Origin of the sequence: Marinobacter sp. EhC06 (genome assembly GCF_001650915.1) — a bacterium.
Lineage (GTDB): Bacteria > Pseudomonadota > Gammaproteobacteria > Pseudomonadales > Oleiphilaceae > Marinobacter.
In genome coordinates this window covers 259,870-273,409 of sequence record NZ_LXYO01000012.1, presented here as the reverse complement: position 1 = coordinate 273,409, position 13,540 = coordinate 259,870, and the positions used below count along the sequence as shown (strand labels likewise).

The following is a 13,540-nucleotide window of genomic DNA, read 5'->3' as shown; positions in this document are numbered from 1 at the left end:
CTGAAAAGGGGAGTGAACGATGGAATTCAAAAATGTGGCAGCCATTGTAACAGGCGGTGCTTCCGGACTGGGCGAGGGTGCGGCTCGCGCACTGGCCGCCGCCGGCTGCAAGGTCGCGGTTCTTGACCTTCAGCAGGAACAGGGTGAAAAGGTGGCCGCGGATATCGGCGGCATTTTCCTGAAATGCGATGTCAGTTCCCCGGACAGCGCCGAAGCGGCCATTAATGCCGCCCGGGAAGCCCATGGCCCCTGTGGTATTGCCGTGAACTGTGCCGGTATTGCCACAGCCTCGAAGATTCTGGGCCGCGAGGGCGTGATGCCCCTGGAGAACTTCAGCAAGGTTATCCAGGTCAACCTGATTGGTACCTTTAACATCCTGCGCCTGGCGGCAGCGGACATGGCCCAGCGCGAACCCAACGCTGACGGTGAACGGGGTGTGATCATCAATACCGCTTCGGTGGCCGCCTACGAGGGCCAGATTGGCCAGGCGGCCTACAGCGCCTCCAAGGGCGGTGTGGTATCGCTAACCCTTCAGTCGGCCCGTGAGCTGGCTCGCGAAGGCATCCGTGTAAATACGATTGCACCGGGCCTGTTCATGACGCCCATGATGGCGGGTATGCCCGAGGAAGTTCAGGAAAGCCTGGCAGCCACGCTGCCGTTCCCGAAGCGCCTCGGCAAGCCGGAGGAATTCGGCATGATGGTGGATCAGATGGTGCGCAACCCGATTCTCAACGGCGAAGTGATTCGTCTGGACTGCGCGCTTCGCATGGCGCCCAAGTAAAGCATTCAGTTGCAGGAGACATACATGACCGTGTCTGTTGATAAAGAAGAACTGGGGATGTTCCGGGATTCCGTTATCAAGGTCCTCGAGAAAGAAGTGACGCCTCACTACGAAGCCTGGGAGAAGTCCGGGCTGGTGCCCCGCGAGCTCTGGAACACCCTGGGCGACGCAGGGATGCTGTGTGTGGATGTGCCCGAAGAGTGGGGCGGCATTGGTGCCCCCTTCCAGTTCTCCGTGGTGGTGGGTGAAGAACTCGCCCGTATGGGATTCGGCGCGCTGTCCACCAACGTGATGGTGCACTCGGACATCGTGGCTCCCTACCTGAGCCACATGGGTAATGAAGAGCAACGGCAGCAGTGGCTGCCCAAGCTGGTTTCCGGCGAAGCCGTTGGCGCCATCGCCATGACCGAGCCCGGCGCCGGTAGTGACCTGCAGGCGATTCGCACCAGCGCGGTGAAAGATGGCGATGAGTACATCCTGAACGGTTCCAAAACCTTCATCACCAACGGTCAGCACGCCGACATGGTCATCGTCGCCGCCAAAACCGACCCGAAAGCCGGCGCCCGCGGCATCAGCCTTTTCCTGGTGGACACCTCGTTGCCCGGCTACAGCAAAGGCCGCAACCTGGACAAGATCGGCCAGCATTCCGGGGATACCTCCGAGCTGTTCTTCTCCGACATGCGCATCCCGGCTTCCGCACTCCTCGGTGAAGAGGGGCAGGGTTTTGTTTACCTGATGAAGGAACTGCCCCGGGAACGCCTGGTAATCGGCGCCCTCGGCGTAGCTGCCGCCCGCGGCTCCCTGGACCTGACCATCGCCTACGCCCAGGAACGGGAACTGTTTGGCCAGAAGCTGGCCCAACTGCAGAACACCCGTTTTGAAATCGCGCGCATGGAAACCGACTACCGGGTGAACAAGGCATTCGTGGACCAGTGCATTGACCAGTACGACCTGGGTGAACTGGATGCACCGACCGCCTCCATGGCCAAGTACAGCGCCACTGAAATGCAGTGCCGGGTGGCCGATGGCTGCCTGCAGCTGTTTGGCGGTTATGGATACACCACCGAGTACCCGATATCCCGGGCCTTTATCGACGCGCGGGTGCAGCGCATTTACGGCGGCACCTCGGAAGTCATGAAAGAAATTATTGCCCGCTCTGTGCTGGGCAAAGCCTGATTAAGTGAGGAAAACCATGAGCAACAACGACGTAGTACTAGCAGGCTCAGCAAGAACCCCCATGGGCGGCATGATGGGCTCTCTCAGCTCCGTGCGCTCTCCAGACCTGGGCGCCATCTCCATCAAGGCCGCTATTAAACGCTCCGGCCTTCAGCCGGCGGATGTGCAGGAAGTAATCATGGGCTGCGTACTGCCGGCGGGCCTGGGCCAGGCCCCGGCGCGCCAGGCCTCCCGTGCTTCCGGCATTCCCGACAGCTCCGGCTGCACCACCATCAACAAGATGTGCGGCTCCGGCATGCAGGCCGTGATCATGGCCCACGACCAGATCAAGGCAGGCACCAACAACATCATGATCGCCGGCGGCATGGAAAACATGAGCCAGGCGCCGTACCTGCTGCCCAAGGCCCGCGCCGGCATGCGCATGGGTCACGGACAGGTAATGGACAGCATGTTCCTGGACGGTCTGGAAGACGCCTACGAAGGCGGCCTGATGGGCGTCTTCGCCCAGCGTACCGCTGACAAATACGACATCAGCCGCCAGGCCATGGACGAATTCGCCATCGGGTCCCTGCAGAAATCCCTGGCCGCCATCGAAAACGGCTGGTTCCGTGACGAGATTGTTCCGGTTACTGTTTCCGGCCGTGGCGGCGACACTGAAGTCGACACCGACGAGCAGCCGGGCAACGCAAAACCGGAGAAAATCCCGCACCTGAAGCCGGCTTTCGCCAAAGACGGTTCTGTGACTGCGGCCAACTCCAGCTCCATCAGCGACGGCGCCTCTGCCCTGGTGCTGGCCTCCGCCGCCGAAGCCGACGCCCGTGGCCTGACACCCCAGGCCCGCATCGTGGCCCACGCCACCCACGCACGCCTGCCGGCGGAGTTCACCCTGGCCCCCATCGGTGCCATCGAGAAGGTGCTGAAGAAAGCCGGCTGGAGCGTGGACGACGTGGATCTCTTCGAGATCAACGAAGCCTTCGCGGTGGTTACTCTGGCGGCCATCAATGAGCTCAAGCTTCCGGCGGAGAAGGTCAACGTCCACGGTGGTGCCTGTGCCCTGGGGCATCCGATCGGCTCTTCCGGTTCGCGGATCATCGTTACCCTGATCAATGCCCTGAAGCAGCGTGGCCTGAAGCGTGGTGTGGCTTCGCTGTGTATTGGTGGTGGCGAGGGGACTGCGGTTGCTATTGAATTGATCTGATAGCTTCTCTACGTAGCCTGCCTGTTTGGGGGCGGGCTGCGGGGTGGCCGGTGAATTTTTCTTGGAAAAAGAACTCGCTTCGCTCAGACACCTTTTTCCGGCGAAAAATCCACCGGCCACCCCGCGCCGAGATACCCATGAGGTATCGCGAAATACAAATTCGCTTTTCTCTCTTCAGAGAACCCAATCCCTTAGTCCGAAGGACGGTGGTGGGGGTACCTTTTCTGGCGGGAAAAAATGTCTGAGCGAAGCGAGTTGTTTTTCCCAGAAGAAAAGGTACCCCCACTGCCGGCCATCCCCCAAGTCAGAAGTGTCACCATCCCAGAAAGCCTGACTTGATATCAGTCATGCGACCAACTCGATGATTTGCTAGCCTTCAATGCATTGAAATTCCCCGGCATTGGAGAAAGAACCCCCGTGCGAAAGCGCCACGAGTTTATTGAGGAATCCCGCAAGCAGTGGAGTTCCGAGCCTGCATTTGTTGCTTCGATGGCCGCAGCGGCTGTGGGGCTCGGGAACCTGTGGCGGTTTCCGTACATGGTGGGGGAGAACGGTGGTGGCGCTTTTGTGGTGGCTTATCTGCTGGCGCTGATTGTGGTGGTTTTGCCCATCATGATTCTGGAAGTGTCGGCCGGGCGTCTTTCCAAGGGCAGTACGGTTCAGACCTACCGGCAGGTGAACCGCTTCGGGGTGGTTTACGGGTGGTTTGTGGTGCTCATCACCATGGCCATTACCAGCTATTACCTGGTGATTACCGGCTGGACCCTGGGTTATGCGGTGGATGCCGCAACAGACAACCTCCGGGTATTCGGGGATTTTACCGCCGGGTATGACTCGCTCTGGTATTTCTTCGCCGTGACTGTGCTGGGGGCGATCATTCTCGCCAAGGATGTGACGGCCATCGAGCTGATGTCGAAGATTCTGATGCCGGTGTTGATCGTTGTGATGATCGGGCTGGTGATTCTGGCCAGTCGCACATCCGGCTGGGAGCAGACCAAGGATTTCTTTTTCCAGGTGGACTGGAGTCGCCTCACGGACGGCAAGCTTTGGGCGTTTGCCTTCGGCCAGGCGTTCTATTCTCTGGCGATTGGCCAGGGCTACCTGGTGACCTACGGCAGCTTTATTCCCCGGCAGACCCACGTGCCCCGGGCCTGTTTGATTGTTGCAGGTACCGAGACCAGTGTGGCGCTGCTGGCGGGCTGGATGATCTTTCCGTTTGTGTTCAGCCTGGGTATGGAGCCGACGGAGGGCAGTCAGCTGGCGTTTGTAACCATGCCGCGGGTGTTTGAGGATATGGCTGGCGGCTATTGGGTGGGTACGCTGTTTTTCAGCCTGTTTTTCATGGCGGCGTTCAGTTCCAGCCTGGCTGGACTGAAGGTGATGATTGCGGCGGTAGCGGAGGAGTTCCGGCTGAGCAATGGCAAGGCCGTCAGTCTTGTTACCCTGGTGATGCTGGTGCTGGGCACGGCATCGGCACTGAGTTTCACGCCGCTGGAGTGGAACATTGCCGGGGAGCCGGTGCTGGATGTGATCGACCGGGTGGCCGGCGGTAATGTGATCATCTTCTCCGGGGTGTTGGGGGCCGCCATGTTCTGCTGGTTTATTCCGCCCGAGAAGATACGGACGGTGCTGGGCACCCAGAGCCGCTGGTGGGAGTGGCGTATGTACCTGGTTGGTCGCTACCTGCCGTTGGTGATGCTGATCTGGATTGTGGTGACCTATGCCCTGAACCAGGTGGGCATTACTCCGGCCTGACCTGGAACTCCCTGGCGTCGATCTTCAGCTTCTTCAGGCGGGAGGTCAGGGTGGTCGGTTTGATGCCCAGCATGGCCGCCGCGCCGTCATCGCCGAAGACCCGGCCACTGCTCATGGTGAGGGCCCGGGCCAGGTTCTGTTTCTCCAGTTCCCGCAACTCCTGCTCCGTCATCAATTCGCCGCTGTAGTGTCTCGCAGGCGGAGCTTCTGCCGTGTTGGTCCGGGCTGCGGATTCCGGCCCCGGCAGGTCCAGATCCAGCCGGCCGTCTGACGTGATTACCTGTCGCTCGATCACGTTCTCCAGCTCCCGCACGTTGCCGGGCCAGTGATAGGCTTTCAGGGTTTCGACGTCGCGTTCTTTCAGGGCCAGCAGGGGCCGGTTGAACTTCTGGCAGGCCCGGTTCAGAAATTCCTGGGCGAGTATGGGGATGTCTTCCAACCGCCGGCGCAAGGGCACGGATTCGATGGGGAAGACGTTCAGGCGGAAGTAGAGGTCCTCCCGGAAGGTTTTTTCCTGAACTTCCGCTTTCAGGTCGCGGTTGGTGGCCGCGATTACCCGAACATCCACCGCCCTGGTGTTGTTCTCGCCCACACGCTCGAATTGTTGGTCCTGCAGCACCCGGAGTAGTTTGCCCTGAAGTTCTAGTGGGATTTCGCCCACTTCGTCCAGGAACAGGGTGCCGCCGTCGGCCAGTTCAAACCGGCCCACGCGGTCGCTGACGGCGCCGGTGAAGGCACCCTTGATGTGGCCGAAGAACTCGCTCTCGAACAGATCCTTGGGGATGGCCGCACAGTTCACCCGAATCAGGGGCCGGTCCCGTCGGCTGCTGGACTGGTGGATGGCACGGGCAATCAGCTCCTTGCCTGTGCCGGATTCACCGGTGATCAGCACGTTGGCATCCGTGGGCGCCACCATACCGATCCGGCGCACGATGGCTTTGATGGCCTCGCTCTGGCCGAAAATTTCGTGGAAGTGGTACTCGGCGCTGAGTTCTTCCTGCAGATAGGCGTTTTCCATCTCCAACCGGTGTTTGAGGGTCTCCACTTCCTCCAGCGCTTTCTGCAGCTCTTTCTGGGCTTCCTGGCGGGCGGAGATATCCCGGAACACTACCACCGCACCCACCGGATGCCCGTTGTCCAGGATCGGTGTGCTGGTGTATTCCACAGGGAAGCCGCTGCCGTCCTTGCGCCAGAACCAATCTTCGCCCACGCGCTTTACGCTGGCATCGCGGAAGGCGGCGTATATCGGGCAGTCCTTCAGGGGGTACAGGCTGCCATCGGCATGGGAGTGGTGCACCACGCGGTGCAGAACCCGACCCATAAGCTCGTCAATTCGCCATCCCAGCATGCGCTCGGCGGCGGGGTTTGCGAAGGTGCCGCGCCCCTCGGCATCCACCCCGTAGATGCCTTCCCCGACAGCATGCAGGATCAGCTGGTTTTCCCGCTCCATGTCCTTGAACAGCTCTTCCACCCGCCGCCATTCAAGCAGGCCGCCACGATGGTAGTGGTTGGCATCGTGGCGTTCCCGAAGGGTGCGAAGCTGGCGCCGGTCGCGGAGCAACAACAGCACATTCTGGGATTCCGCTTCGCCGACCCGGGAAGAGGAGATTTCCAGTTCCACGGTATGACCGTCCCGGTGCTGCAGGAAGAAATCCCGGCTCCAGCCATGGCTGCGAAACAGAGTTTCCTCGGTGAAAGCAATCAGTTGCGGCCGCTGGTCCGTGAACAGATGGGTGCAGGGTGTTCCGACGAGGGATTGCCGGTCGGTGCCGATCATCCGGCCCATGGCACTGTTGGCCGAAAGAATCAGATCCCGGCCTGCGTCTACCAGCAGGGCCGCTTCTGGCAGGTGGTCAATCCAGTTGCCGGTGATTTCAGGGTGAATGATGGCTTCGCTGTTCATGGCGATTTCCTGAGTCAGTCCCCGAAGGAAGAAACAAACCCTGTGCCAACTACGAAAAATCGCAGTCTTGGCTACGAAAAATCGTGAATTACGAAATGTCGTAGCCCTCCTGTTTTCAGATTCCTCATGCCTAATGCTTTAAAAACAATGGGTTAAAAAATTAATCGGACTTGGCACAAACCCTGCGATACCTCTCCCAGAACGCGGATCCGACCCGACCATTTTCAGCCTCGGGCCCGAGCCGCACCTTTATTGCACCGTGAGAGTGCAGAAATAACCCGTTATTTAGGTCCCAAACCCAGGAGAGTGCGCCATGACCACGAAAAGCCTTGGAAACCCGTTTGACGGTGACAAGTCCCTGATTCACGCCAAGACCTGCGGCTGCCCGGAGTGCAAACCCGGCGACAGCGCCCCGTCCATTTCCCTCGATCTCAAACCCTCTGCCGGTCAGCAGGCCGTAGCCGATGAGCATATGGATTCTGAAGCGATGATGGATCGCGCCATCGAAGGCGCGTTAGTGCGCTCGGTGTTTGGTCACAACGAACACAGCCGGCGCGCATTCATGAAAATGATGGGCGCTGGAACCGCAGCGGCCGTTCTGGGCAGCGTGTTCCCGATGGAGAAAGCGAAGGCCGCGGTAAAGGAATCCCTGGGCAAGCTTGAGAAGACCAAGCTGAACGTTGGCTTTGTACCGATCACCTGTGCCACGCCGATCATCATGGCTCACCCCATGGGGTTCTATGAGCGTTATGGCCTGGATGTGACTGTCACCAAAACCGCCGGTTGGGCGGTGGCCCGGGACAAATCCCTGGCGGGCGAGTACGACGCATCCCACATGCTCACCCCCATGCCCCTGGCCATGACCATGGGCGCCGGCTCCACACCGGAACCGTTCATCATGCCGGCGGTAGAGAACATCAACGGCCAGGCGATCGTGCTGCACGTCGACCACAAGGACAAGCGCGATCCTAAACAGTGGAAAGGCTTCAAGTTTGGTGTGCCGTTCGAGTACTCCATGCACAACTTCCTGTTGCGCTACTACCTGGCCGAGAACGGTATCGACCCGGACAAGGACGTGCAGATCCGAGTGGTCCCGCCACCCGAGATGGTTGCCAACCTCCGAGCCGGTAACCTGGATGGCTACCTGTCACCGGATCCGTTCAACCAGCGTGCTGTTTGGGAGAAGGTGGGCTTCATCCACATGCTGACCAAGGACATCTGGGAAGGCCACCCGTGCTGCGCCTTTGCCTGCAGCAAGCAGTTCGCGACCCAGAACCCGAACACCTACGGCGCCCTGTTGCGCGCCATCATCGACGCGACGCAGTACTCCAACAATCCGGATAACCGTAAGGAAATCTCCGAAGCTATCGCACCGAAGAACTACCTGAACCAGCCGGTACCGGTGATTCAGCAGGTGCTGACCGGCTACTACGCCGATGGCCTTGGAGAGGTAAAAGACGTGCCGGACCGCATCGACTTCGACCCGTTCCCGTGGCACTCCATGGGCGTGTGGATCCTCACCCAGATGAAGCGCTGGGGTTATATCGAGGGTGATGTGGACTACAAAGGCATTGCCGAGCAGGTCTACCTGGCGAGCGAGACCGGCAAGATCATGGAAGAACTGGGTTACACCGCTCCGGACAAGACTTACAAGACCCATACCATCATGGGCAAGACGTTCGATTCTGATCGTGCCGAAGAATACGCACGCAGCTTCGACATCGGGAGGGTGTAACCATGGCTTCCCTGAACGTCCGGGCAGCACTGCTGTCGGTGTCGTTCCTGATTCTGGCCCTGGGGCTCTGGGAAATGGCAACCCAGCCCCCGGAGGCCCAGACAGGACTGACCGAATACGAAATGCTGATGGGTGGGGTAGAGCAGGAATCCCGGGTGCCGCCACCCTCGGCGGTGATCAAGCTGGCCTGGGCGGAGTTGTCCGATCCGTTCTATGACGCCGGCGCCAACGACAAGGGTATCGGCATCCAGCTGGCCTATTCGGTGTATCGGGTATTGACCGGCTACCTGGCGGCCATGGCCATTGCGCTGCCCGTCGGCTTCCTGATCGGCATGTCGCCGCTGATGTACAAGGCCCTGAACCCGTACATCCAGGTGTTGCGGCCGATCTCGCCGCTGGCCTGGATGCCTCTGGCCCTGTTCATCATCCAGGACTCTGATGCGTCGGCGATCTTCGTGATCTTCATCTGCTCGATCTGGCCCATGTTGCTGAACACCGCCTTTGGCGTGGCAAACGTGAGGCAGGATTGGGTAAACGTGGCCCGCACCCACGAACTCGGCCCACTGCGCACCGCCATTACGGTGATCCTGCCGGCCGCCGCACCCACCATCCTGACCGGTATGCGCATTTCCATCGGCATTGCCTGGCTGGTCATCGTGGCCGCAGAGATGCTCGTGGGCGGCACCGGCATTGGCTACTACGTGTGGAACGAGTGGAACAACCTGGATCTGGCCAGCGTGATCTTCTCCATCCTGATGATCGGGGTAGTGGGCATGCTGCTCGACCTGGCCCTGGGCAAGGCCCAGAAACTGGTGGAATACAAAGAATGAGCGGTCCGGCACCGGTTTCCGGTGCCGGCCTCAACCCTCCGAATGGAGACCTGTTATGAGTAAATCATTCCTGGAAGTAGATGGCCTGTCCAAAGTCTATCCGGACGGCCAGGGCGGCGAGCTGACCGTCTTCGAGGATATCCGCTTTGCCCTGGAGAAAGGTGAGTTTGTCTGCATCATCGGCCACTCCGGTTGCGGCAAATCCACCATCCTGAACGTGTTGGCAGGCCTGGACGAAGCCAGCGCCGGCAACGTGGTGATGAATGGCAAGGAAATCAAAGGTCCCGGCCTTGAGCGGGGCGTGGTGTTCCAGAACTACAGCCTGCTGCCCTGGAAAACCACCCTGAATAACATCGTCTTCGCCGTGCGCGCCCGCTGGCCGGAGTGGTCCAAGGAAAAGGTGAAAGAGCACAGCGAACGCTACCTGAAGATGGTGGGCCTGGACCACGCCCTGAACCGCAAGCCGTCCCAGCTGTCCGGCGGTATGCGCCAGCGGGTAAGTATCGCCCGTGCCTTCGCCACCCAGCCGGAACTCCTGCTGCTGGATGAACCGTTCGGTGCTCTGGATGCGCTCACCCGGGGCGTGATTCAGGACGAACTGGTGAAAATCTGGGAAGAAACCCGCCAGACCGTGTTCATGATCACCCACGATGTCGACGAAGCGATCCTGTTGTCCGACCGCATTTTCCTGATGTCCAACGGCCCCAATGCCCGCATCGCCGAAAGTGTGAAAGTGGACATTCCGCACCCGCGGGCCCGGGCCACCATCTTCCAGAACCCGGCCTATCACAAGACCCGGGACTACCTGGTGGACTTCCTGGTCAACCGCAGCGGCTCGGCCCTGCCGGAAAAAGACGGTACCCCGAAAATCGTGGAACCCGCCAAAGGCGTTGCCCAGTCAGGGCCGGCGTCTGACGAATCTGAAACCGAATCCGAAACTGCCGCCCGTGCGGTGAATGCCTGACGTCAAAACCGAAGAGAGGAAACAGCCATGATGAACAAAGAACTGATGACCGCAAAAATCCTGGAAGCCAAAGTTTCCAAGGGTATGACCTGGGAATCCATCGCCGAAACCATCGGCATGTCCCCGGTATTCACCACCTCAGCGGCCCTGGGGATGAACAGCCTCACAGAGGACAAGGCCTTTGCCCTGTGCGAAGTCCTCGACCTCGACAAGCCGATAGCCGAAGCCCTGCAGGTCTGCCCGAAAAAAGCCTGGGACGGTGCTGTTCCGCAGGATCCGCTAATTTACCGTTTGTACGAAGTGGTGGGTGTCTACGGCGATACCATGAAAGAGCTCATCCATGAGAAGTTTGGTGACGGCATCATGAGTGCCATTGATTTCACCATGGACATCGAGAAGGAAGAGAATCCGAAGGGCGACCGTGTGGTCGTGACTATGAACGGGAAGTTTCTGCCTTACAAAGCCTGGTAATCTCAGGGCTTTAACTTCGGAGTTTCCGGCCTTGTAGCCTGTTGGTTGAGGGGCGGGCCTGCGGGGTGGCAGGTGGAGTTTTTCTTGGAAAAAGCAACTCGCTTCGCTCAGACATCTTTTTCCGGCGAAAAATCCACCTACCACCCCGCGCCGACGTGCAACGCGGGTTCACAGGTTTAAAGATTTTTGTGCTTTTGTAGGTTGGATTAGCCGCAGGCGTAATCCAACGGGTTTTGTCGGATTACGCTTCGCTAATCCGACCTACAAACTCCCGGATTCGCATCCTTTTGGTCCTTTCCCTCCCAGAAATATCCTTTCTGCCCGTCGGTAGGGGGTGGGGGTATCTTTTCTGACAGGGAAAAGATGTCTGAGCGAAGCGAGTTGTTTTCCCCGAAGAAAAGATACCCCCACCCCCGTACCTGCCCGCCAAACCTCAGGCTGCAGAGCGACCTAACTCCCAAACCTCAGGCTACCGAAGACAATCTCCAAGGTTTAGGCCGAACGAGACCGAGCCACAGAGGTCGAACCAAGGGCAACCTCGGCAACCGTATGAAGCTTCTCCAGCTGCGACTGCAACATGGCTATCGGCCGTGTGCCCTCCAGAGTCAGCGCGATATCCAGATGCTCACCGGCGGTTTCCACCGCCATGGTGGCAATCCGGAACCCGCGGATGCGGACCACCTGGCACAAGCGCTCCAGGGCGGCGGCTTCGTGGGTCATGCGGCAGTTGATGGTGTAGCTTGGCGTTGATGGCTGGCTTTGCGGGTTCATGCAACTTGCTCCTTGCTGGCTTTGGCGGTGCGGGAAGTTTCGTCGATCATGTCTGTGTTGCTGGCGCCGGGTTTTACGATGGGCCAGACGTTCTCTTCACGGCTGATGGCAACGTGCAGCAGCATCGGGCCGTTATAGGCCAGGATGGTTTCGATGCCGCGGCGGATCTGGTCGGTGCGTTCGATGTGCAGGGCCGGGATGTCGAAGGCCCGGGCCATGGCAACGAAGTCGGGGTTGTCGTCCAGGTTTATCTGGCTTTCCCGGTTGTTGTAGAACAGCTCCTGCTGCTGGCGGACCATGCCCAGGCACTGGTTGTCCATGACGATCAGTTTTACGGGCAGGTTGTAACGGCGGATGGTGGCCAGTTCCTGAGCGTTCATCATGAAAGAGCCATCGCCGGTGACGTTGATGACGGTGCTGTTGCGATCCGCAAACTGGGCGCCGATGGCAGCTGGCAGGCCGAAGCCCATGGTGCCGAGGCCGCCGCTGGTCAGGTGATGGCGCGGGTGATCGAAGTCGTAGTGCTGGGCTACCCACATCTGGTGCTGACCAACGTCGCAGGCGATCACGGTGTCGTCCGGGGCAATCCGGGAGAGTTGGCGGATGAAGGCCGGGCCGGTGATCGGGGCCATCGGGTCATCGTTGTCGGCCGCATGGAAGCCACCGGTGGTGTACCAGGTGCGGCACTGTTTCTGCCAATCCTTGATGGCCAGCGGCTCGGCGTGCAACGCGTCCGCCAGAGATTTCAATATGTCGTTCAGGTCGCCGCGGATGGCCAGGTCGGCGTCGCGCAGTTTGTTGATTTCGGCTGCGTCGGCATCGATGTGAATCATCCTGGCGTTGGGCGCAAAGCCATCCAGTTTGCCGGTGGCGCGATCATCCAGGCGGGCGCCGATGACCAGCAGCAGGTCGCACTCGTCGACGGCCTTGTTGGCAGCCCGGGACCCGTGCATGCCCAGCATGCCGAGGTTGTAGGGATTGTGTTTCCCGGGGTTGCCGATGCCTTTCAGAGTTACAACCGCGGGCAGGGCGGAGGATTCGGCAAAGGCCCGGAAGCTGTCCTCGGCGTGGGCCAGGCTGATGCCACCGCCACTGTAGAGCAGGGGCTTGCGGGCTGCGCGCAGCATTGCCAGGGCGTCCGTCAGGTCGGTTGAAGCTGTTTCACGGGGTTCTGGCCGGGGGAAGGGCGCATCGGCCGCTTCGCTCAGCAACAGGTCTTTGGGAATATCAATCCAGACCGGCCCGGGGCGACCGCTCTGGGCCAGTTCGATCGCTTCTTCCATGATGGTCGGCAGGCTGTTGGCATCATCGATCAGGTAGCTGTGTTTTACGATGCCCAGGGTCATGCCCAGTACGTCGGTTTCCTGGAAGGCGTCGGTGCCGATCAGGCCAGACGGCACCTGGCCGGTGATGACCAGCATGGGAATGGAGTCCCGGTGGGCATTGGCCACGCCGGTGATCAGGTTAGTAGCGCCGGGGCCGGACGTTGCAATGCACACGCCCAGCTCGCCACTGGCCCGGGCGTAGCCGTCTGCCGCGAGGGCGCAGCCCTGTTCATGGCGGCACAGCACATGCTCCACGCCGACATCGTCCACCAGCGCGTCGTATAGCGGCATGATGCAGCCACCCGGATACCCGAAAACCGTGCTGATGTTGTGGCGGTGGAACGCTTCAAGAATGTGCTGTGCGCCGTTCATGGTCGTTTTTCCCTTTTCTTTTGCCGTAAAAAAAGAAACCCCCGGGACCTTTCGGTGCCGGGGGTTTCTGGTGTCTTGTCAGGTTTGTCGCTATCTCACCCGCTTGTCCACGCAGAAGCCCCCGGACGGTACCACGACCACCAGGACAAGCTTCACAAGGACAATCACTGCGTTGAGATTCATAAAATCGACAGTCTGCTCTGAATTCGTAAAAAGATTCTGTGTAGAATCTACCCCACGTTTTTATACGGATGCAACC

Annotated in this window: 11 protein-coding genes; 8 read left to right on the top strand and 3 right to left on the bottom strand. The window is 59.9% G+C overall.

Annotated features, from left to right (window positions below; all coding sequences use genetic code 11):
• The first annotated feature begins 19 nt into the window (after positions 1-19).
• The 4 genes from A8B84_RS07595 to A8B84_RS07580 all read left to right on the top strand — a co-directional run bounded on the left by A8B84_RS07595 (position 20) and on the right by A8B84_RS07580 (position 4,910).
• Positions 20-781, top strand: a complete 762-nt coding sequence (locus A8B84_RS07595; protein ID WP_008170601.1) for an SDR family NAD(P)-dependent oxidoreductase — start codon at positions 20-22, stop codon at positions 779-781.
• A 24-nt stretch (positions 782-805) separates the two neighbouring features.
• Complete coding sequence (locus A8B84_RS07590; RefSeq protein ID WP_064227316.1) at positions 806-1,957, top strand: acyl-CoA dehydrogenase family protein; 1,152 nt, start codon at positions 806-808, stop codon at positions 1,955-1,957.
• 16 nt (positions 1,958-1,973) lie between these two features.
• Positions 1,974-3,155 (top strand): thiolase family protein, encoded by a 1,182-nt coding sequence (locus A8B84_RS07585; protein ID WP_064227317.1) that lies wholly within the window; start codon positions 1,974-1,976, stop codon positions 3,153-3,155.
• A gap of 417 nt (positions 3,156-3,572) precedes the next feature.
• Positions 3,573-4,910, top strand: a complete 1,338-nt coding sequence (locus A8B84_RS07580) for a sodium-dependent transporter (RefSeq protein ID WP_064227318.1) — start codon at positions 3,573-3,575, stop codon at positions 4,908-4,910.
• Here the strand turns inward: A8B84_RS07580 and A8B84_RS07575 are convergent.
• The gene (locus tag A8B84_RS07575) at positions 4,897-6,813 is read right to left on the bottom strand and encodes a sigma 54-interacting transcriptional regulator (protein ID WP_064227319.1); all 1,917 of its coding nucleotides are present in this window, start codon (positions 6,811-6,813) and stop codon (positions 4,897-4,899) included. The genes A8B84_RS07580 and A8B84_RS07575 overlap by 14 nt on opposite strands.
• A 313-nt stretch (positions 6,814-7,126) precedes the next feature.
• On the opposite strand from A8B84_RS07575, the gene A8B84_RS07570 reads away from it, so the two are divergent.
• The 4 genes from A8B84_RS07570 to cynS are packed head-to-tail and all read left to right on the top strand — an operon-like array spanning position 7,127 to position 10,813.
• Positions 7,127-8,548 carry an ABC transporter substrate-binding protein gene (locus tag A8B84_RS07570; protein ID WP_064227320.1) on the top strand — a complete coding sequence of 474 codons (1,422 nt, stop codon included), beginning with the start codon at positions 7,127-7,129 and terminating at the stop codon, positions 8,546-8,548.
• A 2-nt stretch (positions 8,549-8,550) separates the two neighbouring features.
• Positions 8,551-9,378 (top strand): nitrate ABC transporter permease, encoded by an 828-nt coding sequence (gene ntrB / locus A8B84_RS07565; protein ID WP_008170590.1) that lies wholly within the window; start codon positions 8,551-8,553, stop codon positions 9,376-9,378.
• A 55-nt stretch (positions 9,379-9,433) separates the two neighbouring features.
• Entirely contained in the window at positions 9,434-10,342 is a 909-nt protein-coding gene (locus A8B84_RS07560; protein WP_062785271.1) for an ABC transporter ATP-binding protein, read from the top strand.
• 27 nt (positions 10,343-10,369) lie between these two features.
• Positions 10,370-10,813, top strand: a complete 444-nt coding sequence (cynS, locus tag A8B84_RS07555) for a cyanase (RefSeq protein ID WP_064227321.1) — start codon at positions 10,370-10,372, stop codon at positions 10,811-10,813.
• Positions 10,814-11,305: 492 nt separating this feature from the next.
• Here cynS and A8B84_RS07550 read toward each other — a convergent pair whose 3' ends face one another.
• Positions 11,306-11,584: an ACT domain-containing protein gene (locus A8B84_RS07550; protein ID WP_064227322.1), complete on the bottom strand. Its 279-nt coding sequence runs from the start codon at positions 11,582-11,584 to the stop codon at positions 11,306-11,308.
• On the bottom strand, positions 11,581-13,281 hold the full coding sequence (ilvG, locus tag A8B84_RS07545; RefSeq protein ID WP_064227323.1) for an acetolactate synthase 2 catalytic subunit: 1,701 nt from the start codon (positions 13,279-13,281) through the stop codon (positions 11,581-11,583). Before ilvG ends, A8B84_RS07550 begins: the two co-directional genes overlap by 4 nt.
• Positions 13,282-13,540 lie beyond the last annotated feature (259 nt).